The sequence below is a fragment of the Pontibacterium sinense genome (genome assembly GCF_015209595.1).
Classification (GTDB): Bacteria; Pseudomonadota; Gammaproteobacteria; order Pseudomonadales; family Balneatricaceae; genus Pontibacterium; species Pontibacterium sinense.
Window position 1 is genome coordinate 17,110 of sequence record NZ_JADEYS010000030.1, and the last position, 22,214, is coordinate 39,323.

Consider the following 22,214-nt stretch of genomic DNA (forward strand, 5'->3'; position numbering starts at 1 on the left):
AACAAGGCCGCGCCTCTATTGCGTAGGCACGACCGGATGGTTAGCCGAAATCGATCGCCCGGATATGGCCATGACCGTCAATGGCCACCTGAACGCATTCAGCTTCTGTCACCTTACGCACATCACTGCCATCCGGGCAACGTCCCCAGACTTCGACCCGAATGCGTAATGAACTGCGCCCGGATTCTAAAACCCGGGTGTAAAAGGACAATACCGTACCCACCAACACCGGAGACATGAACTCCATACCGCCAACAGACACCGTCGCCACCCGACCACTGGTCACTTCAGCCGCTTTAATCTCCGCCGCCAGCACAATTTGGGACGATACCCAGCCACCATAGACATCACCAAACATGTTGGTGGCCTGAGGATCGGCGGGTAATGTCAGGGTAAGCTGACCTTCCGGTGACAGAATCTGATCTTCATTGTTGTTTATCATGGCGCGACTTCCACTTGGAGTACTTTGTAACATCGTAATAGTCTGTAGTGTACCGGACATTAGACCAGCGTACCGATAACTGCTACTCGGGCCTGCTTATCGCATGACTCCTTATATAGACAGCAAGACAGGGCACTTTGCTGAATGCGGGCACCTGCCGTGCCCCAAGGTAACACCCGATTACAACTAAAGTCTACACATTATAGACCCTCGGTATCTCTGCTTTGGATCAGAACTTTTTCACACGAAAGACATTCGTGAACGCACATGTCATATGAATGTCACAAATCGATTTTATAGTAGCCTCCATCGCAAAATACAAACCAAATTATTCTCTCTGGAGATTCTGATGAAACCGATGAAGAAGCTGTTTGCAGCTGTTGCTATCTCTGCAACCTGCATGACTGCAAACGCTGCAGATCTGCTGGACAAAAACCTGCCTACTTACCAGAAAGCGTCTGGTGTATCTGGAAACCTGTCTTCTGTAGGTTCTGATACTCTGGCGAACCTGATGACTCTGTGGGCTGAAGAGTTCAAACGTGCCTACCCGAACGTTAACATCCAGATTCAGGCGGCAGGTTCTTCTACTGCGCCTCCAGCACTGACTGAAGGTACGTCTAACCTGGGTCCTATGTCTCGTAAGATGAAGGACAAAGAAATTGCTGCGTTTGAGAAGAAATTCGGTTACAAGCCGACTCCAGTAGCCGTTGCTATCGACGCTCTGGCGGTATACGTACATAAAGATAACCCAGTGAAAGGCCTGACGATTCCTCAGGTTGACGCAATCTTCTCCTCCACACGTAAGTGTGGCAACGCCGCTGACATCACCAAATGGGGCGATGCTGGCGTAGAAGGTACTCTGACGGGTAAGAGCATCCAGATCTTCGGTCGTAACTCTGTATCCGGTACTTACGGTTACTTCAAGAAGAAAGCACTGTGTAAAGGCGACTTCAAGAACAACGTAAACGAGCAGCCAGGTTCTGCTTCCGTTGTACAGTCCGTTTCCACGTCCCTGAACGGCATCGGTTACTCCGGTATCGGTTACAAAACGTCTTCCGTACGTGCACTGCCGCTGGCTAAAAAGCCTGGTCAGAAGTTTGTTGCTGCAACGCCTGAGAACTCTCTGAACGGTTCTTACCCGCTGGCACGTTCCCTGTACGTATACGTGAACAAAAAGCCAGGTCAGCCTATGTCTCCACTGGAACGTGAGTTCCTGAAGATGGTGATGTCTAAAGTGGGCCAGGAAGTTGTTGTAAAAGACGGCTACATCCCACTGCCAGCTAAGCTGGTAGAAAAACAGATGTCTGCTCTGGGCCTGTAATCCCACAGTTCATCTGACGAGATCTTAGGGTCTCACAATTAAAGGGGGGTTCCGAAAGGAGCCCCCCGTTTGCGTTAGTGTGCTTCGTGTAACACAAGCGTAACAAACTTGTCTTATTGTACGCCCGACGCTAATTTCAGGACCTCTCAGGACCTTTGTGCCATGAGCATTGATAACACATCCCTAGCCACCGAACTCGATTTCGACACGCCAGCGGCCAAACGTCTGCGCAAATTTCGCGCGCTTAAAGACAAGTCGGCTTCTGTTGGTATCGCCTTTGGCGGTATCAGTGTCATCGTCGCAATCCTACTGATCTTCTTCTACCTGCTGTATGAAGTTGCGCCTCTGTTCCACTCTGCCGAAATTAAACAATGGCAGGCGAACGGTCAGGCTGCAGCACCGTATGAAGCTCCAGGTCGCGGAAAAACCCTCTATCTGACCATGGAAGAACAGGCCGAGATTGGTCTGCGTGTAACGGATCAGGGTGAGATCATTTTCTTCGATACCCGTACCGGAGACATTCTGCAGCAGCAGAATATCCCAGTACCTGCAGGTACGGAGATCACCAGCTTTGCTCTGGCTTCAGACGCCAGCCGTATTTTTGCGGTCGGTCTGAGCGACGGTAAAGTCCTTGCGATGAAACACAGCTACAAATCCACTTACCCGGATGGCAAACGTGTTATCACTCCATTCCTCGAATTCCCGTTCGGCGAAGAGCCTCTCTCCGTAGCCGACAGTGCCGTGACCGAGCTGGCACTGAACGGTGACGAAGAAGCATGGCGTATCATTGCCAGCACTGAACAAGGTCTGGCACTGGCAAACCTGAGTTTTGATGAAAACTTCATCACCGGTGAAGTCGAAACCACGGTCGATACCGAAGCGCTGCCTAAATTGCGCGTACCGGTCAGCAAGCTATTGCTGATGCCGGATCGCCGCTGGTTGCTGATCGCAGGCAACGACAACAAACTGGCCGTCATGGATCTTGCCGCAGATGGTTCAGAAACCACTCAGATTCTGGATGCTTCTACGGGGAACATCACTGGCTTTAGCTTACTGCTGGGTGGTAACTCCCTGATGGTGGCCGACGATAATGGCGGCATCAGCCAGTGGTTCCTGATTCGTGACGATAAAAACATCTGGCGTCTGAAAAAGATTCGCTCATTTGAAGGCGGCACCACCGCAATCAATGGCATGTCGATGGAACACCGTCGTAAAGGCTTTGCCACCATTGATACCAACGGTAGCCTGCGCCTGTATAACTCAACCGCCAACCGCAACGTGCTGACAGAGCAAGTAGTAACAGGTACAGCCTCGACTATTGCACTGTCCCCACGCTCCAATGCCTTGCTGGTTGAACAGGACAATAAACTGTCCTTCTGGCTGATCGACAACGAACATCCGGAAGTATCCTGGGATGCGTTGTGGGGTGAGGTTTGGTACGAAGGATATCAGGAACCTGATTACACTTGGCAGTCCTCGGCATCCACTAACGACTTTGAGCCCAAGTACAGCCTGATGCCACTGGCCTTTGGTACACTGAAAGCGGCGTTCTACGCCATGCTGCTGGCAACACCATTGGCGATCTGTGGTGCGATCTACACCGCATATTTCATGGTTCCGGCTCTGCGTCGTAAGGTGAAACCGTTCATCGAACTGATGGAAGCACTGCCCACCGTTATTCTGGGTTTCCTGGCGGGTCTCTGGCTCGCACCGTTTATGGAAACCAACCTGACCGGCATCTTTGTCTGTCTGTTGATGATACCGGCCGCCATACTGATCTTCGCATTTGCCTGGGCGAGTATGCCTAAGCATATCCGCTACCTGATCCCTGAAGGCTGGGATACAGCCATGCTGATCCCGGTGATCATTCTGGCAACCTTCTTTGGCCTCTGGATCGCCGACGGTGTTGAGCAGGTGCTGTTCGCCGGTGATATGCGCGAATGGATCACAACAGAGCTGGGCATCAACTACGACCAGCGTAACGCTCTGGTTGTGGGTATCGCCATGGGCTTTGCGGTTATCCCAACCATCTTCTCTATCACCGAGGACGCGATCTTCGCCGTACCTAAACATCTGAGTTACGGTTCTCTGGCACTGGGTGCGACCCCGTGGCAGACGCTGGTACGCGTTGTGATGCCAACTGCCAGCCCGGGTATTTTCTCTGCGGTGATGATCGGTATGGGTCGTGCGGTAGGCGAAACCATGATCGTACTGATGGCAACCGGTAACACCCCCATCATGGACATCAACATCTTTGAAGGTATGCGTACACTGGCAGCAAACATCGCAGTGGAGATGCCGGAATCTGAAGTGGGCAGTACCCATTTCCGTATTCTGTTCCTGGCGGCCTTTGTGCTCTTCCTGTTCACCTTCATGGTGAATACGTTGGCCGAGACCATTCGTCAGCACCTTCGCAAGAAGTATGGCTCTCTGTAAGCCGGCTTGATTGAGGAATATAACCGATGCGAGTTTCATTAAAAGAATGGACTAAATCCGGCGAGCCGTGGGTTTGGTTGAACGCCGGTGCCGTTGCGATCTGTCTGATCATGGTGGTTGGCCTGCTATCCCTGATTGCGGTACGTGGTTTGGGTCACTTCTGGCCTGCCAACATCCATCAGGCAGACTACACCGAAAACGGCAACACCCTGCGTATGGCAGGTGAGCTGGTTGAGATTGAAAATGTACCTGCGGCTCAGCTGCGCGAAAGCGGCGTGAACGTGCCAGAAGGCCTCGAGTTTATGCAGCGAGACCTGATGAAGATTGGTAACCGTGATGTTGGCGGTTCTGACTTTATCTGGGTACTGGACGACTTCATGCTGAACCGCACCACACCTGAGATGATGTTTGCGGCGGAACGTCGTGAGTGGGGTAACTTCTACGGTTACCTGCGCAGCCTGAAAGAGAACGGTCAGGTTGTTGCCAGCCACGATGGCTACGAGAAAAACGCGGAATACATGAATGTCTGGAACAAATTCCAGGCAAGTATCGACCGCGCACTGGATCTGCACCATCAGATCGAAGAGATCGAAAAAGACGACATCGGGGCGATCAACTACGAGCTTGAGCGCCTGCGTCTGAAGGAACGTTCACTGCAGCTGAAAGAGGTGACTGATCAGTCCCGCTATGCCGAGATCGATCAGCGCCGTAAAGAGCTGGATGCAGAATACCAGAGCCTGCAGCAAGTCCTGCTGGATCTGTACACACAAATCAACCGCGATACATTCACCGCAGAAGCGGCCGGTGGTCAGGTACTTGAAATCGATGTCGCTAAAGTTGTGCGGGCCTTCCTGCCTAACAACATGAGCATCACCGATAAGGTCCTGCATTACTTCGCCAAGATCTGGGAATTTATGTCCGCCGATCCACGTGAAGCGAATACCGAAGGCGGTATCTTCCCGGCGATCTTTGGTACCGTGATGATGGTTATCCTGATGGCCGTGATGGTAACCCCGTTTGGTGTCATCGCTGCTGTTTATCTGCGTGAATATGCGAAACAGGGTTTTGTGACCCGTCTGATTCGCATCGCGGTGAACAACCTGGCTGGTGTACCATCCATCGTATACGGTGTATTTGGTCTGGGTTTCTTCGTTTACTTCCTGGGTGGTCATATTGATGATGCATTCTTCCCGGAAGCAAAACCGGCACCGACCTTTGGTACACCGGGTCTGATGTGGGCCTCTCTGACACTGGCACTGCTGACCGTACCGGTTGTTATTGTGGCAACCGAAGAAGGCCTCTCCCGTATCCCTCGTGCGGTACGTGAAGGCTCTCTGGCACTGGGTGCGACCAAAGCGGAAACACTGTGGAAAGTGGTACTGCCAATGGCCAGCCCGGCGATGATGACCGGTGTCATCCTGGCGATTGCCCGAGCCGCAGGTGAAGTCGCACCGCTGATGCTGGTTGGTGTGGTTAAGCTGGCACCGAGCCTGCCGCTGGATACCAACTACCCGTATCTGCACCTGGATCAGAAATTTATGCATCTGGGCTTCCACATCTATGATGTGGGTTTCCAAAGCCCGAACGTAGAAGCAGCTCGCCCGCTGGTGTATGCCACTGCACTGCTGCTGGTTATCGTTATCGCCCTGCTGAACCTCTCAGCCATTGCGATTCGTAACCACTTACGTGAAAAATACAAAGCACTTGAAATGTAACGCTGGATAGCGGAATTTATTCGAAAGGTTTAAGCCATGACTAGTGAAGCAAAAACCCACGCCATTGATATTTCTGCCATGCAGCGTGACAACCGTGTACTGAATCTGGAAGACGAAACCTGCACTCTGGAAGTGAAGGATCTGCGTCTTTCCTACGGTGATAAAGAAGCCCTGCACGGCATCGACATGAAAATCCCGAAGAACCGTGTAACGGCTTTCATCGGGCCATCCGGTTGCGGTAAATCAACGCTATTGCGTTGCTTCAACCGTATGAATGATCTGGTTGATAGCTGCAACATCACCGGCCAGATCATGCTGGATGACAGCAACATCTATGACCGCAGTGTTGACGTGGCTGAACTGCGTCGCCGTGTCGGTATGGTGTTTCAGAAACCCAACCCGTTCCCGAAATCGATTTATGAAAACGTGGCTTACGGTCTGCGTATTCAGGGCATCAAGAAAAAGCGTGTGATCGACGACACTGTCGAGTGGGCGCTGCGTTCTGCTGCTCTGTGGGATGAAGTCAAAGACCGTCTGCACGAAAGTGCACTCGGCATGTCCGGTGGTCAGCAACAGCGTCTGGTTATCGCACGCACCATTGCGGTCAAACCTGAAGTTCTGTTGCTGGATGAGCCGGCATCAGCACTGGATCCAATCTCCACGCTGAAAATTGAAGAGCTGATTCACGAGCTGAAGAATGATTTCACCATCGTGATCGTAACCCACAACATGCAGCAGGCGGCACGTGTCTCCGACTACACCGCGTTTATGTACATGGGTGACCTGATTGAGTTTGGTGTAACCGATACCCTGTTCACCAACCCAACCAAGAAACAGACCGAAGACTACATTACAGGTCGTTACGGTTAAGACCCAGCTGATTGCTGAAGCGGGGATGCGCACGTATCCCCTCTGGTCTATAACTGTGTAACTGCATGCATGGAGAACACACACGTGAATTTTGAAGACAACTACTCCACCCACATATCACAGCAGTTTAACGACGAGCTGGAACAGATTCGTACCCAGCTTCTGACCATGGGCGGTATTGTAGAGCGTCAGGTTAACGACGCTGTAGAAGCACTGCTGACAGGTGATGCTGATCTGGCAGAAAAATCGCGCCGGACCGACCAGCAAACCAATGATATGGAACTGCTGATCGACGAACAGTGCACCACCATCATTGCCCGCCGCCAGCCTGCGGCCAGCGACTTGCGTCTGATCACCGCGATCTCCAAAGCCGTATCCGATCTGGAACGCATTGGTGATGAAGCCAGTCGTATCTGTCGCCACGCGATTGATCTGGCCGACGACGGCAACGGACAGCGCGGTTATCAGGAAGTACGCCACATTGGCAATCTGGTCCGTGAAATGGTGAAAGACGTACTGACCGCCTTTGCCCGCAGCGATACTGAACTGGCATACCGCGTCGCAAAACAGGACAAAGCGGTGGATCAGGAATACCGTACGGCGATGCGTTCCCTGATCACTTACATGATGGAAGATCCGCGTGCGATCTCCAGCAGCCTGAACGTGATCTGGGTACTGCGCAGTCTGGAACGTATCGGTGATCATGCCTGCAATATGGCAGAGCATCTGGTGTATCTGGTCAGCGGCCAGGATGTCCGCCATGCCTCATTGAAAGAGATGAAAGAAGCCGCTCAGCAGGGCGAAGGATAAACCGCTTCATACCTGCACCCGCCCCACCCGCGTTTACCCGACTAGCCATTCGGGTAAACGCCCGTTTTATTACTGGACTTGCCACCCATCACTTGTGGTAACTTTGCCCTAGTGCTGTGTCAACACTCTAGGAAGTATCATGCTGCAATACGTGATCTACGCCGATCTGAACTGCCCTTTCTGTTATGCCATGCAGGAACAACTGCACGCTATGGACCTGCTCGAACAGGTTGATTGGCGTTTAATCGAACATGCCCCGGATATCAGCGTATTTAACGCGACTCCCGAGAGTCAGGCTGAATTGGCCAGCGAAGTATTTACCGTACGCAGCCGTGCACCGCAGGTGCAAGTCGCACTGCCGCCCCTACGAAGCGACAGCCGCTTTGCCATTCTGTGTGTTATCGCCGCCCGCGAAATCGACGAAGTTAAGGCGCTCGACCTACTGACTAACCTCTACCGCGCACTCTGGATTGAAGGCAAAGATATCAGCTCCACTGCCGTGATCTACGACTGCATTGTGGAAGCAGGTCTGCCGGGCGAACTGTCGATCGAAGAAAGCCATGAACTGTGTCTGCAAAACTGGCAGCAGCAGTGGGAACGCGGTAGCTACAACCTGCGTATTCCGGTACTGACCACCGATAATGATGAACGCACCTTGCTCGGACTGCCCAGTCAGGAACATATCAGTGCATTCTTTGGCGGAGAACAGCCGCCGGGGCCTGTGGGCAGCTTTGATCAGTGTCATGGGCGTGACCAGCAAACCATCGCCTTTTACGGGCACGACGGCGTACAGTCGATCTGGAACGTGATTGCATCGGTACGCGAAGACTACAACATCCTGTTACCTGCATCGATACAAGAGCTGCGCGGTATGCTCAATAAACCGGGAGAAACACCGGATTTGATTCTGCTGAACAGCATCAATCACTGGCAGCAGATGCTGGCGGATACGACGGAGATTGTGCACCAGGCGTCAGAGAACCATACACCCGTTGCCTTAGTCGGCGACATGCTATCTGATGCAGATGAGATCAAAGTGTACGAAACCGGCGCGGCCGACTATCTGGTCAAAGACCGGGCCAATGGTATTCTCAAAGCCCGTATCCGTACCTTACTGTTGCTGAAACGTAGTCATGATTTGCTGGAACGGGCCGCCCGTATTGATGGCCTGACCCAGATCTATAACCGCCGTGAATTTGAACGCAGCCTGGAAGTCGAGTGGCTGCGCGGCCAACGTTCGAAACAGCCCCTGAGCCTGATCATGCTCGATGTGGACCACTTTAAAGACTATAACGATCATTACGGTCATCTTACCGGTGACGGCTGTCTGCAGCATGTCGCGACCGCCATTACCGAAAGTGTGAAACGTGCGCAGGATATGGTCTGTCGTTTTGGCGGTGAAGAGTTTGTCGTACTGCTGCCAGAAACTGATCAGCACGGTGCAGAAGTGTTAGCTGAGAAAATCCGCAAAACCGTGGAAGATCTGGCGATTGCTCATGCCAAATCATCCGCCGCAGAATGCGTCACGATCAGTTTGGGGATTGCCAGCCTGAATCCGGCTGAAAACAGTAGCCCGCGGGATCTGATTCAGATTGCGGATGAGGCTCTGTACAAAGCGAAGAATAACGGCCGTAACTGCGTGGCGAGCTAACCACGCGGTCACACCTGATTTAATTCAGGGTTAGTCGCGAATGTAGTCCGCATACGGCGGATAGCGTTCGATTAACCCGTCCCGTCCCAGCTCCTGCATTAACGTCATATTACGCTCCGGAATCTCATCCGGGTCACCATAATTCATTAATACCCGTGTCATCATGCCCTCGCGGATCAGATGAAAACAGGGAAACGGGGAGCGGTTGGTCCAGTTAGTGATGTCGCTCGCCGATACGCCGGCAAACTGATAGTTGGGATGGAAACTCGCCAGTTGAAAAACCCCGCCCAACCCTGAACGATCAAGCAAGCCCTGTAAAATATCCAACATATCCAGATACTGCTCAAACTCAGGTAACGCATTCGGCGTCACTAGTAACGTGGTTGCCAGCTCATCCTCTTCACTCGCCTGAATACGGTCCAGTTCAGCGAGAAAGGCCTGAATCACCGCCTCATCTTTGTCGCCTTCTTCAACGGCATAATGGATCGTTGCTTGTTTCACCACAGGCGCAGCAAACGGACAGAGATTAAGACCCACCACCATCGACTCAACCCACTGACGGGTAAGTGCTTCGGCATTTTCAGGGCAATATTTGAGTGAGTGTCTGGTATTCATAGCGGCGATGCTACCTGATGGCCTGCAACAGGCAAAGACCAGATTGTCAGAGAGTTGACGTACAGCAGACTTTTACGCCCTGCCGGTGATAACATACGCGCAGATTTTGAAGGAAATGTTGCTGTGCCTATTGCCCGAGCTCTGACTCAACCTAACTTTGATACCCGCTGGAGTTCTCTGCGTCGCCCTAGTATGACCCAGGCGCCACAGGCATGGCGTCGCTGGCTCACCGACTCTGGATCGCTGACAAAACGCCTAGTTGAGCTGAGCAAGGGCGATTTCCGGGTTGAGGTGGTCAGTCAGGGTTGGCAGCGACCGACACGATCGGAAGCGAAGGCCTTACGGATGAACAGCCGCGAATATGCACTGGTCCGCGAAGTTCAATTGATCGGCCAGGGGCAACCGTGGGTCTATGCCCGTACCATTGTGCCTGCCACCACCCTGACCGGACGTCAGCGGCCATTAAAGTTACTGGGCAATCGTTCGCTGGGATCGATGCTGTTTACCGATCCCACAATGCGCCGCGGTCCACTGCAGATCAGTCGCTTACGTTTGCAGGATACAAAGACCGATGTCTGGGCCCGTCGCTCACTGTTTTATCTATCCGATAAACCGTTGCTGGTCTGCGAGGTTTTTCTGCCCGCCCTGCAACAGGTAAAATAGGCTCACCAACCACAAGAAGCAGCCCTTATGCAGTCACAGGCCCAACAATCCCTCAGCTTAAAAGAGAAGCTCTCCGCCTACGTTCAATTGATGCGGATGGACAAACCCATCGGTACCTATCTGGTCTTGTGGCCAGCGCTGTGGGCACTGTGGATTGCCGCTGAAGGCATCCCTGACCTGAAGCTACTGTTTATCTTCACACTGGGTGCTTTTCTGACCCGTTCGGCGGGCTGTGCGATCAATGACTTTGCCGACCGTAAAGTCGACGGTCATGTTAAACGCACCGCTCAACGCCCCATTCCAAGTGGCCGGGTGACGCCGAAAGAAGCGGTTCTGCTGTTCAGCGGCATGATGTTGCTAGCCTTTGTATTGGTGCTATTTACCAATTGGCAGACGGTGTTGCTCTCCTTCGGTGCTGTCGCGCTGACCGCGGTTTACCCGTTTATGAAGCGTTACACCCATCTCCCTCAGGTCGTCCTGGGTGCCGCTTTTGCCTGGGCTGTACCGATGGCCTTCAGTGCCGTCACAGGTACTGTGCCTTGGTATGCATGGTTGATCTATGCCGCCACACTGCTCTGGACTGTGGCGTACGATACGCTCTATGCGATGGTTGATCGTGATGATGACCTGAAGATCGGTGTGAAATCGACCGCTATTCTCTTTGGGGATGCGGATAAACTGATCGTCGCCATCCTGCAATTGATCACGCTGGCTCTGCTCATCGGGCTGGGTCTCCATCTGCAGCTATCTGTCTGGTTTTTCGCAGGACTGACAGGGGCTGCTGCCCTCTTTATCCGACAGCAATATCAGGTTCGCCACCGCGAACGCGATCCCTGCTTCCGGGCCTTTCTCAATAATCACTACGTCGGTCTGATTATCTTTGCGGGCATTTTTGCGCACTATCTGAGTGCGTAAAACCACTGATCAGGCTAGATTTTTACTTTATATGCCTCTACGCGATGGAAATACTGCCAACGTCATATTAGTGTAACAATATTGTCTTGTAATGATGCGGTCTTTAAATAACCCTGAATGAGGCAGACGTCATGTCTTCTACGAAAAAGGTGCTGATCGTTGACGACGAAGCGCCAATTCGCGAAATGATCGCAGTCGCACTGGAAATGGCCGGTTACGAATGTCTTGAAGCGGAAAACGCTAATCAGGCACACGCACTGATCGTAGATAACAAACCGGATATGGTCCTTCTGGACTGGATGATGCCCGGTACCAGTGGTGTCGACTTTGCCCGCCGCTTACGTAAAGATGAGATGACCGCCGATATGCCGATCATCATGCTGACGGCAAAAGGTGAGGAAGAGAATAAAATCAAAGGCCTGGAATCCGGAGCGGATGATTTTATTACGAAACCCTTCTCCCCCCGTGAGCTGGTTGCACGCCTGAAAGCCGTATTGCGCCGCACGACACCTAAAGGTGTAGAAGAGCCGGTTTCTGTGGATGGCTTGACGCTGGACCCAGTCTCGCACCGTGTCAGCGCAGAGGGGAATCCCATTGACCTGGGCCCAACCGAGTTCCGTCTACTGCAGTTCTTTATGACACACCAAGACCGCGCTTATTCACGCAGCCAATTGCTGGACATGGTCTGGGGTGGCAATGTCTACGTTGAAGAGCGTACCGTCGATGTACACATCCGTCGCCTGCGTAAAGCACTGGGTGAGCGTCATGATTACCTGGTACAGACTGTTCGTGGTACCGGCTACCGCTTCTCGATCAACGTGGCCTGAGGTTCAGCATGCAGCGTAACCACCACTCAATGCTCAGTAATCTATTCCTGTTCTCAGGTTTGGGGTTGCTTGTGGGGTTCGTATTCGGTTATCCCGCTGAGTTTCTTGCCGCCGGGCTCTTCATCTGGGCGCTGTTGCAGGTCAAACAATTTGGTCGCCTGACCGAATGGTTACATCGCGATAAATCCAGCGAAGAACCTCCCGAGTACTCTGGGCACTGGGGAGATCTGTTTGATGAATTATCCCGTCAGCAAAAACGCTCCGCCGCACGCGAAGTGTTCCTGCGCAGTGTCATCAATCGCTTTCAACAATCCTCCGCTGCACTGAATGATGGGATTGTGATCATCAATGCGCAGGATAATCTGGAGTGGTGGAACCGTTCCGCGGAACGGTTACTCGGCTTCAAGGCCGCCGCAGATCGTGGTAAACCGGTCATGAACCTGCTGCGTGATCCTCGTTTTATCCGCTACTACAAGCGCGATAGTTATGAGGACCCGCTGCAATTGCCATCGCCAATCAACCACGATCGGGAATTGCAGTACCAGATCACCCGGTTCGGCGCGGGAGATCGCCTGCTCGTTGCCCGCGACATCACGCAGATGTTGCGCCTTGAACAAACCCGTCAGGACTTCGTCGCCAACGCCTCCCATGAGCTGCGTACGCCATTGACGGTCATTCTGGGGTATCTGGAGACCTTTCTGGATCACGACCTGCCACGACCGCTGCAACGCGGCATGAACCAGATGCAACAACAGGCCCGTCGGATGCAGAACCTGGTGTCCGACCTGCTGCTGTTGTCTCGGCTAGAAGCCAGCCGACAGGTTTCGGATGAACATCCGGTAAAGGTTCAGAGCCTGATCCAAAATATTTATGAAGCGGCTACCGAGTTGTCTCGTGACAAAGGCCATACCTTTGATCTGGAACTTGATCAGCAGCATGACCTGCTAGGTCAGGAAATTGAACTCCACAGCGCATTTTCCAATCTGGTCTACAACGCGGCACGTTATACGCCACAGGACGGTCATATTGAGATCAGATGGTGGGTTGATAAGGATGGCGGGCATTTCTCCGTCACCGATAATGGTATCGGTATCGACGCCATGCATATCGCCCGACTGACGGAACGTTTCTATCGCGTGGATGAAAGCCGCTCTTCCGAAAGTGGTGGCACGGGTCTTGGGCTGGCCATCGTCAAACATGTGTTATCACGGCACGGCGGTAACCTGACCATTCGCAGTAAGAAAGGTGAAGGCAGTACGTTTACCTGCCACTTCCCGCTGGAATATCTGATGCTGGTCTCTGTCAGCGACAATGATGACGATTTGGAGGATGTGGGTTAAACCCTCGGACCGGATACTAAAAAGGCGTCTTCCAGTTATGGAACGACGCCTTTTTTATGACCAGCCGTATCAGGGTTTAGTTATCAAGCTTCGGCTGCTCGGGGGACGTTTCATTTCCATAATGTCCCTCTACGTGCTCTTCTACCCAGTAGCAGGTCGCGCCAATGACGGCCGCGGGCATCAGGATCAGGTTAACGATCGGAATCATCATCCCTAGCTGTACCAAGCCACCAAAACCTACCGATGTCATACGCTTAGCCTTCAGCAGCAATTTCATCTGCTTAAAGCTGACTTTGTTGTTATCCATCGGATAATCGCAATACTGAATCGCCATCATCCAGGCCCCAAAGAGAAACCACAATACAGGCGCGATAATGTTCAGCACCGGTATAAAAGACAGCACCAGCAACGCGAGAAAACGCGGCAGGTAATACGCCAGTTTAGAGAGTTCACGGCCTACAGCGCGTGGAATCAGTGCCAATACAGCCTGCCAGCCTTCATCCGTGACAACTTCCCCTCTCAGGCTTTTTTCCACTTTCTCAGAGAGGAAACCGTTAAAAGGCGCTGCAATTAGATTCGCCACCAGCGTGAAGCTGTAATAAACCACCAGCAATACCAGCAGTGCAAACAGCGGCCACAACAACCAGCTCAGGAACGATGCCCACTCTGGCAAAAACCCCAGCCAGTAATCAACCCAGATATCAAACTGCGACATCAGAAGCCAGATCGCACCCACAAACAGCAGGATATTGACCATTAATGGCACCAGGACAAAGGGACGGATCGCCGGATCCGGCAGCATCTTTAGTCCCTGAATCAGATATCCGGCACCTCGAACGGGATTACCTTTCATGTATTTTTAACCCATAAAAAATGCAATTAGACGCATCGCTACTGCTACGATCATCATGCTCAGCCCGGCGCGGTTCACCTTAAACTCCACTTCATTAAAGTTAGCCGTTGGCTGCCAGAACATGACAACCGACTTAAAATCTTTGGTCCGTCCTGCATAAAGCCCCAGCGAAACCAGAAAAACAACCAGCCCGCCCCAGAACAGAAATTCTTCAATCATAGCCAGATACATCATACTCGCCTTACTTTCTGCTAAATTTCTAAAGGCATTAAGCCTAACAAAAATTAAACAAAACGGCTGCAATCCCTAGGTCCAAAGACAACCTGTTTGCACGTCAAGTCAGCATCCTTCAGTGGAGAGCCCCATGAAAGCGATACAGATCCGTGAGTTTGGCGACACAAACAACCTGAGGCTGGAGGACGTTCCTATCCCCTCACTGCACGCAGGTGAAGCCCTGATCAGAAATCAGGCCTGTGGGGTTAACCCGATCGACTGGAAAACCTGCAGCGGTGGCGGTGCTGCCCCCTTTATCGGCAACTTGCCGTTTATTCCAGGCTGGGAATTCGCGGGTGTGGTCGAACAGGTTGCCGAGGATGTTACGCACCTCAAAGCTGGCGATCCGGTATTCGGCATGATCCGTTTTCCTGATCGCGCCGAATGTTATGCCGAGTACATCGCGGCTCCCGCAGCAGAAATCTGCAAACGTCCTCCGAGTCTCGATAGTGTCACAGCAGGCGGTCTGGCAACGGCGAGCCTGACTGCCTGGCAGGCACTCTTTGACAAAGGAGGCCTCCAGGCCGGACAGCGCGTACTGATCTTAGGGGCCGCCGGTGGTGTCGGTCATCTGGCCGTCCAACTCGCCAAATGGGCCGGGGCCGACGTGTATGGTACCGCCTCGGGGCGAAATCACAGCTTTCTGCGCAGCTTAGGTGCCGGCAAATTGTTCGATTATCAGAGCACAAACCTGACGGACGCCGTCAACAACATCGATCTGATCATTGATGCCGTGGGCGGTGAAACGGGTATCGAAGCGCTTGCCTGTTTGAAGCCCGGCGGCACGATGGTGACCTTACCGTCCGTCACTAAAGATGCTGTCATCGCTGCGGGCGAAGCACTCAACTTAAGCGTACTGCCCATCCGTGCCGAAGCCAACGCACAGCAGTTAGCGGAAATCGCCAACCTGTATGATCAGGGTGACTTGCGTATTTGTCTGGCGAAAAGCTATCCATTGGATCAGGCTGCCGAAGCGTTTCGGCTCAGTGCCGAAGGCCATGTTCGGGGTAAGTTGGTACTTACACTATAAATCCATGTTCAGCTGCGGATCACGGTTGTTAGCTCGTCACCACATAAAAGGCCGCTTATGCGGCCTTTGTATACACAGCGCTCACCCGGAAATTTAGCCTAGCTTCATCAAAATTTTCACCGATTCACGCAGGCGTTCAAACGCTTCCGCCAGACGCTGCACTTCGTCATTCGAGTGAATAGTAATGGCGGTATCAACCTCACCTTTACTGAGACGATCCGCCGCCTGAGTCAGGTAGATCAGCGGGTTGGTCAATGAACTGGAAAGCATTTTTGCGATCACGAAGGCCATCACCACCGCGAGTACAACGAACACTGCCAGTGCAATGACAAAGCTGTCCAGCAGCTTCAAGACAACCGACTTCGGCGCAATGGCAACCAGCCGACCCATTTGGTGCTGATTACTTTCGTCTGCAAACAAAGGTGAAGTAGCGACCAGATCATCTGACAGGTCTATCTGTACAATCCCGTCAGCCGCCAGTACTTCACGGGACAGCATAGGCCGCTCCGTTGACATCGACTTGCCGTGATTCAAGTCGCGTGCACTGCCCCACTCCAGGCCTGTATCGCTGTTAGCCAGGTAATAACCGTGATCATCCACCAGCGTAAACTGAATACCGTTGTCAGTAGAAGCCGCTTTGATCTGATTCAGGAAAGCGGATGCATCCACGTTCAGAATCAACACACCCACCAAACGATTACCCACGGCAAACACCGGCGTTGCAAAGCGGATCGTCGGCCGTACCGGGTCTTCCAGTTCCCCGTCTTCACGGTTCAGATCAATCGGCGAGATGTAGACTTGCCCAAACTCCAGCTTCGCGGCTTCGCGGAAATACAGACTGTTGCTTTTGTCACGCAGCTGCTCCGGCTGTAAGACACGACTGAAACCTTCGTCTTCGTTGTGTTCAATACGAATCAGCTCATTGCCATCTGCACCGACAAAACGCAGCTGATTATAGATACGGCGGTTTTTTGCCAAACTCAGGAAATCACGAGACAAGCTACGACCGTTTACATCCAGAATTTTCTGATCCTTGATAACCAAGGCACGACCGTACTGGAACATCGATGCAGAATCACGCAGATAACTCAGGTCACCCGGTACATGTTTCAGCACCCCAAATGCGGACCCTGACAACAGCTGTACCTGACGTTCCAGGCTGCTAACACTCGCGCTTTTCAGGGCATCGGTGGTGGAGTAGTAAACGTAACCCGCGAGAATCAGTACGGGTAGCAAAGCTACCAGAATCAGGGCTCGCTCAACTTTGGACTTGATCGTTTTCACCGCGTTTCTCCGTTCTATCCTTTGGGCAGTGATGTAGTGGCACGACGGATGAACTCCGCCCGTTTGTCTTCGTTGTCGATAAATTCAGCCAGCCGCCCACACAGATCGGTTAACGGTTCACCGGCGGCTTGCCAGCTGTTTTGAGCGCGGCCAAATACAACCCGTGCCGCCGGACCTATCTGCTCAGCCAGCAGCAACTTGAGTTTCTCCATGTGCACGTTCAGCACGTCTGCCGGTAACGCCTCGGCAACGGCGATCGGCGCGCTATCCGCTTGCACTTCCGGCTGTTCTTCGGCAGATGCCAACTCAACAGGCATCGGTGACGGAACAGATAGGGGGACACTGTCACTCAACGCATCTAATAATTTGGCGGTTGCAGAACGTACAGCGGTTTTAATCAGTGCCAAGTTGATATTTTTATCCGCCAGTAATGCCAGTACCGCGCCATTTTCCAGCCAGTACCCAATCATCAGGTTCTCTTCCAGCTCAATATGCAGTTCACGATGATCCCGCTGCATGCCTTCAACCCCCATAAAGATCTGGGTCATGACCTTGGCCATACCAGTCAGGTTGTCATTGAGAATCGAAGGAAAGGTTGAGGCTTTAACCGCCTCCTGATGGATAACACACCCGTGTTGCACACCGCCCAGCATTTCCAGATCTTTCAGAATGGATTGCATGCCCTTAACCCCACTGCAACAGATCATCAAGTTGCTGACGCAAAATCCGCACGGAGGCACGGTTGGAGGATACAACCCCCAGCACCTGCTCTTCCTCTACGTACACTGAAACGTTGTCATTGCGCTCACTCTTCAGCACAACGCTGCGTACGCGTCCAAGATCAGAGACCTGCTCGAACACCGGCACAATCCCTGCCATAAAACCAATAAAATCATCCAGCTCCGTGTCATCCAGCGATGAGGTCACAATATCGCCCATATCGGTTGCCAAGGCAGCGCCCTGAACACCCTTGATGTTTAATACGTCATCCACAATGGAATCTTTCATGACAATGTTCTCTCCAAGGTAATCACTGACGGGAGACTCAGGTGCGGGGGAATCGGCGACACTGCGCTCCGGCGCTTGCTCAGCATCATCCAACAGCTGCTGCCAATCAGCCTGTGCCTCTTCACCGACGAAGTCCTGCAGTAGCTTGACCAGATCAACCTTGCTGCGGGCATCGATAAAACGGACCTCTGCCTGCAACCCTAACTCCTCAATCCAGCCTTCGTATTCGGCCAGTTTAGGTTCAGAACGCAGATCCGAGCGGGTCACGCCAACAATCAGTTTCTTACGCGCAATCAGGTTGGAAAACTCCTGCACGTAGTATTTCAGGTCCCTGTAAGGCGAGGCTCGGGTGTTGTCGATCAACAACACCAGTCCCGCACAATCTGCCGCCAGATCATTGGCCAGCAGATCCCACATAAAACGAAACCGCATCTGACCGGGGGTACCGTAGAGGTGAACTTTCTGTGAATCGCTTAATGCCAGAGAGCCATAGTCCATCGCCACGGTCGTGGTCGCTTTACGCGCTGCAGTAACATCGGACACGGCAGCATCAGTATTCAGACTCGGTTTATCACTGAGGACATTAATCGCCGTGGTTTTACCCGCACCCACTGGTCCTGCAAAGATAAGCTTAAGTTCTGACATAAGACTGAGTGATCCCGTTAGCGGTCCGTAACTGGCGCTTTCCTCTGCGCCGGTCGTGAATTCAAGACCGCAATAGAAACACTGATGTGTGACGTTAGTGTGACGAACGAAGAACGATCAGCTGTCCACTGGACACCGCAATACAGCTGAAACACGGGAAATATGCAAAAAAGACAGATATAGAAAAGCCCGGCATAGGCATACACACCGGGAGGATATTCAGGAGGGAAAACGAATTAGAGGACCTGCGAACGAGTCAGAAACGACTCTGGCCCATTCGCAGCGTTCTTAGCTTCGATGTACCAGCTCGCGGGTCAGAACGACCGCTTCTTTCAGAAAAGTGTCCCGTGACGCACCGGCTTCCAGTTCGACCGCCAGCAACTTGAGTAATGCGGGCAGCTTATATTTGTTCATACCGTATTGGCGCTTCCACTCGTTGAGGATGCGGTAGAAACTGATCGCACCGGTCGATCCCAATGTATCCACCATCTTGTCACAGAGCTTATTCATCAGCTCGCTCAGTGCCGCAGCGTCTTCCTGATGTTGCGCCGAACCCGCCTGAATAAAGCCGGTTTCACCCACCGGGAAAACCGGTTGAAGATCCGATGACGGAAGCTCGGCCGCTTTGCTCAGGGCACCCAAAATACGCTTTTTAACCGATCGTACAGAGGTAGCCATCAATGCCATATTGACTCCTTTACGGGTCAACATCAGCAGAGTGCAGTCCTCTGACAGGCGATAGGCCAGCAATAGATGGCGATCCAGTTCCAGATGGAGTTCGGCATAACTGTGGCCACATTCGTTAATGCCATTGAACAGCTGACTGACCACCTGTTGGCTGCGTACCAGATCCTGCTGCAAGTCCGCCGGACAGGTCGATGCGATCAGGTTACCCTGGCAACTAACACCGCTATGTTGCGCACCGCTGTATGCTTCCAGGTCGTGTAAGATACTTAGCACGTCTACCCCCACTGCAGCAGATCGTTCACCTGCTGTCGAATCATGCGGGTTGATGTTTTTCGGCTCGATACCACACCTAAGGCCATCCCTTCCCAGACAAACACCGACAGGTTGTTTTCACTGCGATCACGAAAGACCACATTGTTCACCTGTCCCAAGGCAGAGTTTTCACCCTGATCCTGCACGATACCGGAGGCCAGTGCGATAAAGTTTTCCAACTGGCTGCCTTCCAGCGACGATGTAATCAGATCACCGTTAATATCGGTCGCCGCGAGGCCTTCAACACCTTCGATCTTGAGCAACCCATTTACGACGCTCTCTTTGATAACGACCTGTTCGCCATGATAGTCATCGATCTCAAGGCCCGTATCATCACTGGAAAACTGCAGCCCCTTCTGCTCGGCTTCAGCCATGCGTTTGAGGGTCGACCATTCATTGTAGTCACTCTGACCTTCCAGAATCAGTTCAACCAGCCCCAATAGATCAGACTTCCGCCGCCCATCGATGAAACACACCGATGCTTCTTTGCCTAGTTCTTTGAGCAGGTCGTAATACTCATCCTGTGACGGACGTGCGCGCAGATCAGAACGTGTCACCGCAACCACTAAGCGCTTGTCAGAAATTACATTCGCAAATTCACGGGCGTAGTATTTGAGGTCACGCATGGGGTAGTTGCGGGTATTGTCGATCATCATCACAACACCGGCACAATCTTTGGCAATCTCTTCCGAAAGCAGCTCCCACATAAAGCGGAAACGTGCCTGTCCCGGCGTTCCGTAAAGGTGAACACGTGATGCTTCGCTCAGCGTAAGACGACCATAGTCCATCGCAACGGTGGTAGTCTGCTTACGACGTCCGGTCACATCAGATACCTGAGCCTCTGTGTCCAGGCAATCGATGTCACTGATCGAACGAATTGCAGTTGTTTTGCCCGAACCTACTGGCCCGATAAAGAGAACTTTATGATTTTCCATGCAGAATCTACTTCGTAAGCGCTCAGAATCACCAAACACGTGATGCGCTGAAGAATCAGCTATCGAAATGGTGTGTCACGCAACGCGCACCACAACAGAGCAAGGGTGCCATATTCCTCAAAATATGTCAGCTGCCCGTAAAGGTCTGAGTGTATCCTAATACGGGCAACCGTATGATGAGTAAGGTCAGGTTTCGTGACTATTGGCTGCAGAACAGCTGTTGCTGACGCATCAACAAGCGGCAATTATCTCCACGAATGTTGTTTTCACGGCAGTAACCTTTTGCCCAGTCCTTATCGTCTTCGGTCGGCTTGTCACGAAACTCCGGAACACCTTCGCAAAATCCATCGCTCGGCGATGCCTGTACCAGACACGCTTTAAGAAACTTGCCAGCAGAAACTGTGCACTGATAACCCAGGCAGCCATCAAAATCCTGTAGCGCCTGATCCAGACACTGCTGCTGATTGGCCGCTTTACCCAACGCCGTACCGGCATCTATTCTTTCTTGAAACACCTGATTCTGCTCAGCATTGAAGTCTTCCAGCCAACCGCTGTTTGCCATCCATAAAAGCAGCAATGCACCTGCGATGACTACCGCCAGCGCGGCAATTCCCAGTTTCTTTTTCATTTCGTGAATCTCTCAGATCAATCCTTGGTGCACACATTCATGGCCCCTCGCTGAGGGTTGCCGTGACTCAACGTGCGCGGGTATAGAGTCCTGCCAAACAGAGGAATAGCCCCAACACAGACAGCAACATACCACCGTTTACCAACAGCGGGTTGCGCTCCATAAACGGGCTGTAAGCATGGGTCAGGGACTGGTCACACACACCGTTAAAATAGTCGTAGGAGCCACCAGCACTCAGACAGGCATTCACCGCCGACAACTCAATGAAATAGGAACCCATCATGACCACGAGTGGCAATATGAGAAGCAACAGACCAATACGTAAAATCATTCGCTGTCAGTGATCCCGATATTGCTGACACCTTCGTTGTGCGCCAGCGCACGCAGTTCAGTGATTAATTCTTTGTTGGCCTTTTTCGCCGCAGTAATTCGGGCCAGCACTTCCTCCTGAAACGCCTCTTCCTGCTCCATCATTTCATGCGTGTTGATCAGGCGAACAACCTCCTCGTCGGAAAGCTGATCATCCGCTTCACTCACTTCGATAAATGTCGCCACGCATTCACGGGATAAGTTCGCAATATTGGCTGCTTCTTCAGCGTCTGCGACGAGCACAACGTTGAGGGTTGAGTACAACGCAACTACCGCGTCATTCGCCGGAAACGCACCATACATCGAGAACTCTTCCAGATCAGGAATATTGGCCTCAACCTTATCAAGCTGAACTTCGAAGTTCATCTTGGCACCGGTGTTTGCCAGCTTATCCCAGACACCATTCAGGATCTGGCGCAACTGCTGTGCGTTGCCAAACTCCACCAGACGCGAAAAAAGCGCAAAGTTCGGAAACATGCGTTCACTCAGGGCTGCACTAAAGGCAACCAGCTGCCAGTCTTGCAGCTCAAACAGCTGCGGGTTAATAGACTGATCGGACATAGTCTCTGTTCTCCACCGGTACGG

The 22,214-nt window shown here is 52.4% G+C and carries 23 protein-coding genes; 11 read left to right on the plus strand and 12 right to left on the minus strand.

The features are described from left to right. Positions 1 to 40 precede the first annotated feature (40 nt). Positions 41 to 442, minus strand: coding sequence for an acyl-CoA thioesterase (locus IOQ59_RS20080; protein ID WP_193955263.1), 402 nt, complete (start codon positions 440 to 442; stop codon positions 41 to 43). 349 nt (positions 443 to 791) lie between these two features. On the opposite strand from IOQ59_RS20080, the gene IOQ59_RS20085 reads away from it, so the two are divergent. The 6 genes from IOQ59_RS20085 (at position 792) to IOQ59_RS20110 (ending at position 9,245) form a co-directional block, all read left to right on the plus strand. Further along, entirely contained in the window at positions 792 to 1,763 is a 972-nt protein-coding gene (locus tag IOQ59_RS20085) for a PstS family phosphate ABC transporter substrate-binding protein (protein WP_193955264.1), read from the plus strand. A gap of 162 nt (positions 1,764 to 1,925) precedes the next feature. Continuing rightward, the gene (locus IOQ59_RS20090; protein WP_193955265.1) at positions 1,926 to 4,199 is read left to right on the plus strand and encodes an ABC transporter permease subunit; all 2,274 of its coding nucleotides are present in this window, start codon (positions 1,926 to 1,928) and stop codon (positions 4,197 to 4,199) included. Between the two features lie 26 nt (positions 4,200 to 4,225). Further along, entirely contained in the window at positions 4,226 to 5,914 is a 1,689-nt protein-coding gene (gene pstA / locus IOQ59_RS20095; protein ID WP_193955266.1) for a phosphate ABC transporter permease PstA, read from the plus strand. A gap of 36 nt (positions 5,915 to 5,950) precedes the next feature. Next, positions 5,951 to 6,784 carry a phosphate ABC transporter ATP-binding protein PstB gene (gene pstB, locus IOQ59_RS20100; protein ID WP_193955267.1) on the plus strand — a complete coding sequence of 278 codons (834 nt, stop codon included), beginning with the start codon at positions 5,951 to 5,953 and terminating at the stop codon, positions 6,782 to 6,784. A gap of 84 nt (positions 6,785 to 6,868) precedes the next feature. Continuing rightward, positions 6,869 to 7,594 carry a phosphate signaling complex protein PhoU gene (gene phoU / locus IOQ59_RS20105; RefSeq protein WP_371871900.1) on the plus strand — a complete coding sequence of 242 codons (726 nt, stop codon included), beginning with the start codon at positions 6,869 to 6,871 and terminating at the stop codon, positions 7,592 to 7,594. Positions 7,595 to 7,733: 139 nt separating this feature from the next. Next, the gene (locus tag IOQ59_RS20110) at positions 7,734 to 9,245 is read left to right on the plus strand and encodes a diguanylate cyclase (protein WP_193955269.1); all 1,512 of its coding nucleotides are present in this window, start codon (positions 7,734 to 7,736) and stop codon (positions 9,243 to 9,245) included. 30 nt (positions 9,246 to 9,275) lie between these two features. On the opposite strand, the gene IOQ59_RS20115 is transcribed toward IOQ59_RS20110, so the two are convergent. Further along, positions 9,276 to 9,860, minus strand: coding sequence for a DUF1415 domain-containing protein (locus IOQ59_RS20115; protein ID WP_193955270.1), 585 nt, complete (start codon positions 9,858 to 9,860; stop codon positions 9,276 to 9,278). A gap of 123 nt (positions 9,861 to 9,983) precedes the next feature. On the opposite strand from IOQ59_RS20115, the gene IOQ59_RS20120 reads away from it, so the two are divergent. The 4 genes from IOQ59_RS20120 (at position 9,984) to phoR (ending at position 13,605) form a co-directional block, all read left to right on the plus strand. Further along, positions 9,984 to 10,523 carry a chorismate--pyruvate lyase family protein gene (locus IOQ59_RS20120; protein ID WP_193955271.1) on the plus strand — a complete coding sequence of 180 codons (540 nt, stop codon included), beginning with the start codon at positions 9,984 to 9,986 and terminating at the stop codon, positions 10,521 to 10,523. A gap of 27 nt (positions 10,524 to 10,550) precedes the next feature. Next, on the plus strand, positions 10,551 to 11,438 hold the full coding sequence (gene ubiA / locus IOQ59_RS20125; RefSeq protein WP_193955272.1) for a 4-hydroxybenzoate octaprenyltransferase: 888 nt from the start codon (positions 10,551 to 10,553) through the stop codon (positions 11,436 to 11,438). A 131-nt stretch (positions 11,439 to 11,569) separates the two neighbouring features. Continuing rightward, entirely contained in the window at positions 11,570 to 12,265 is a 696-nt protein-coding gene (gene phoB, locus IOQ59_RS20130; protein WP_193955273.1) for a phosphate regulon transcriptional regulator PhoB, read from the plus strand. Positions 12,266 to 12,273: 8 nt separating this feature from the next. After that, the gene (gene phoR, locus IOQ59_RS20135) at positions 12,274 to 13,605 is read left to right on the plus strand and encodes a phosphate regulon sensor histidine kinase PhoR (protein ID WP_193955274.1); all 1,332 of its coding nucleotides are present in this window, start codon (positions 12,274 to 12,276) and stop codon (positions 13,603 to 13,605) included. 76 nt (positions 13,606 to 13,681) lie between these two features. Here phoR and cysZ read toward each other — a convergent pair whose 3' ends face one another. After that, a complete protein-coding gene (cysZ, locus tag IOQ59_RS20140; RefSeq protein ID WP_193955275.1) occupies positions 13,682 to 14,458 on the minus strand; it encodes a sulfate transporter CysZ in 777 nt (258 codons plus the stop codon). Positions 14,459 to 14,464: 6 nt separating this feature from the next. Continuing rightward, a complete protein-coding gene (locus IOQ59_RS20145; RefSeq protein ID WP_228051047.1) occupies positions 14,465 to 14,677 on the minus strand; it encodes a hypothetical protein in 213 nt (70 codons plus the stop codon). Positions 14,678 to 14,822: 145 nt separating this feature from the next. Between IOQ59_RS20145 and IOQ59_RS20150 the strand changes: the two genes are divergently transcribed. Then, complete coding sequence (locus tag IOQ59_RS20150; protein ID WP_193955277.1) at positions 14,823 to 15,761, plus strand: NADP-dependent oxidoreductase; 939 nt, start codon at positions 14,823 to 14,825, stop codon at positions 15,759 to 15,761. A 93-nt stretch (positions 15,762 to 15,854) separates the two neighbouring features. Here the strand turns inward: IOQ59_RS20150 and IOQ59_RS21540 are convergent, their stop codons facing one another. The 8 genes from IOQ59_RS21540 to IOQ59_RS20190 form a co-directional block, all read right to left on the minus strand. Beyond that, positions 15,855 to 17,045 carry a HAMP domain-containing protein gene (locus tag IOQ59_RS21540; protein ID WP_193955278.1) on the minus strand — a complete coding sequence of 397 codons (1,191 nt, stop codon included), beginning with the start codon at positions 17,043 to 17,045 and terminating at the stop codon, positions 15,855 to 15,857. 14 nt (positions 17,046 to 17,059) lie between these two features. After that, positions 17,060 to 17,725: a DUF8082 domain-containing protein gene (locus IOQ59_RS20160; protein WP_193955279.1), complete on the minus strand. Its 666-nt coding sequence runs from the start codon at positions 17,723 to 17,725 to the stop codon at positions 17,060 to 17,062. A 4-nt stretch (positions 17,726 to 17,729) separates the two neighbouring features. Then, positions 17,730 to 18,698, minus strand: a complete 969-nt coding sequence (locus IOQ59_RS20165) for a GTP-binding protein (RefSeq protein WP_193955280.1) — start codon at positions 18,696 to 18,698, stop codon at positions 17,730 to 17,732. A 288-nt stretch (positions 18,699 to 18,986) separates the two neighbouring features. Then, positions 18,987 to 19,658 (minus strand): hypothetical protein, encoded by a 672-nt coding sequence (locus IOQ59_RS20170; protein ID WP_193955281.1) that lies wholly within the window; start codon positions 19,656 to 19,658, stop codon positions 18,987 to 18,989. A gap of 2 nt (positions 19,659 to 19,660) precedes the next feature. After that, complete coding sequence (locus tag IOQ59_RS20175; protein ID WP_193955282.1) at positions 19,661 to 20,632, minus strand: GTP-binding protein; 972 nt, start codon at positions 20,630 to 20,632, stop codon at positions 19,661 to 19,663. Positions 20,633 to 20,831: 199 nt separating this feature from the next. After that, the gene (locus IOQ59_RS20180; RefSeq protein WP_193955283.1) at positions 20,832 to 21,260 is read right to left on the minus strand and encodes a hypothetical protein; all 429 of its coding nucleotides are present in this window, start codon (positions 21,258 to 21,260) and stop codon (positions 20,832 to 20,834) included. Between the two features lie 67 nt (positions 21,261 to 21,327). Beyond that, positions 21,328 to 21,591, minus strand: coding sequence for a hypothetical protein (locus IOQ59_RS20185; RefSeq protein WP_228051048.1), 264 nt, complete (start codon positions 21,589 to 21,591; stop codon positions 21,328 to 21,330). Then, positions 21,588 to 22,190 (minus strand): YjaG family protein, encoded by a 603-nt coding sequence (locus IOQ59_RS20190; protein WP_193955284.1) that lies wholly within the window; start codon positions 22,188 to 22,190, stop codon positions 21,588 to 21,590. The genes IOQ59_RS20185 and IOQ59_RS20190 overlap by 4 nt, the downstream gene beginning before the upstream one ends. Positions 22,191 to 22,214: the final 24 nt, after the last annotated feature.

Excerpts from the sequence above, each read along its gene's own strand:
- IOQ59_RS20080 (WP_193955263.1), bottom strand. The coding sequence starts at position 442 with ATGATAAACAACAATGAAGATCAGATTCTGTCACCGGAAGGTCAGCTT.
- IOQ59_RS20085 (WP_193955264.1), top strand. The coding sequence starts at position 792 with ATGAAACCGATGAAGAAGCTGTTTGCAGCTGTTGCTATCTCTGCAACC.
- IOQ59_RS20090 (WP_193955265.1), top strand. The coding sequence starts at position 1,926 with ATGAGCATTGATAACACATCCCTAGCCACCGAACTCGATTTCGACACG.
- pstA (WP_193955266.1), top strand. The coding sequence starts at position 4,226 with ATGCGAGTTTCATTAAAAGAATGGACTAAATCCGGCGAGCCGTGGGTT.
- pstB (WP_193955267.1), top strand. The coding sequence starts at position 5,951 with ATGACTAGTGAAGCAAAAACCCACGCCATTGATATTTCTGCCATGCAG.
- IOQ59_RS20110 (WP_193955269.1), top strand. The coding sequence starts at position 7,734 with ATGCTGCAATACGTGATCTACGCCGATCTGAACTGCCCTTTCTGTTAT.
- IOQ59_RS20115 (WP_193955270.1), bottom strand. The coding sequence starts at position 9,860 with ATGAATACCAGACACTCACTCAAATATTGCCCTGAAAATGCCGAAGCA.
- ubiA (WP_193955272.1), top strand. The coding sequence starts at position 10,551 with ATGCAGTCACAGGCCCAACAATCCCTCAGCTTAAAAGAGAAGCTCTCC.
- phoB (WP_193955273.1), top strand. The coding sequence starts at position 11,570 with ATGTCTTCTACGAAAAAGGTGCTGATCGTTGACGACGAAGCGCCAATT.
- phoR (WP_193955274.1), top strand. The coding sequence starts at position 12,274 with ATGCAGCGTAACCACCACTCAATGCTCAGTAATCTATTCCTGTTCTCA.
- cysZ (WP_193955275.1), bottom strand. The coding sequence starts at position 14,458 with ATGAAAGGTAATCCCGTTCGAGGTGCCGGATATCTGATTCAGGGACTA.
- IOQ59_RS20145 (WP_228051047.1), bottom strand. The coding sequence starts at position 14,677 with ATGATTGAAGAATTTCTGTTCTGGGGCGGGCTGGTTGTTTTTCTGGTT.
- IOQ59_RS20150 (WP_193955277.1), top strand. The coding sequence starts at position 14,823 with ATGAAAGCGATACAGATCCGTGAGTTTGGCGACACAAACAACCTGAGG.
- IOQ59_RS20160 (WP_193955279.1), bottom strand. The coding sequence starts at position 17,725 with ATGCAATCCATTCTGAAAGATCTGGAAATGCTGGGCGGTGTGCAACAC.
- IOQ59_RS20165 (WP_193955280.1), bottom strand. The coding sequence starts at position 18,698 with ATGTCAGAACTTAAGCTTATCTTTGCAGGACCAGTGGGTGCGGGTAAA.
- IOQ59_RS20175 (WP_193955282.1), bottom strand. The coding sequence starts at position 20,632 with ATGGAAAATCATAAAGTTCTCTTTATCGGGCCAGTAGGTTCGGGCAAA.
- IOQ59_RS20180 (WP_193955283.1), bottom strand. The coding sequence starts at position 21,260 with ATGAAAAAGAAACTGGGAATTGCCGCGCTGGCGGTAGTCATCGCAGGT.
- IOQ59_RS20185 (WP_228051048.1), bottom strand. The coding sequence starts at position 21,591 with ATGATTTTACGTATTGGTCTGTTGCTTCTCATATTGCCACTCGTGGTC.
- IOQ59_RS20190 (WP_193955284.1), bottom strand. The coding sequence starts at position 22,190 with ATGTCCGATCAGTCTATTAACCCGCAGCTGTTTGAGCTGCAAGACTGG.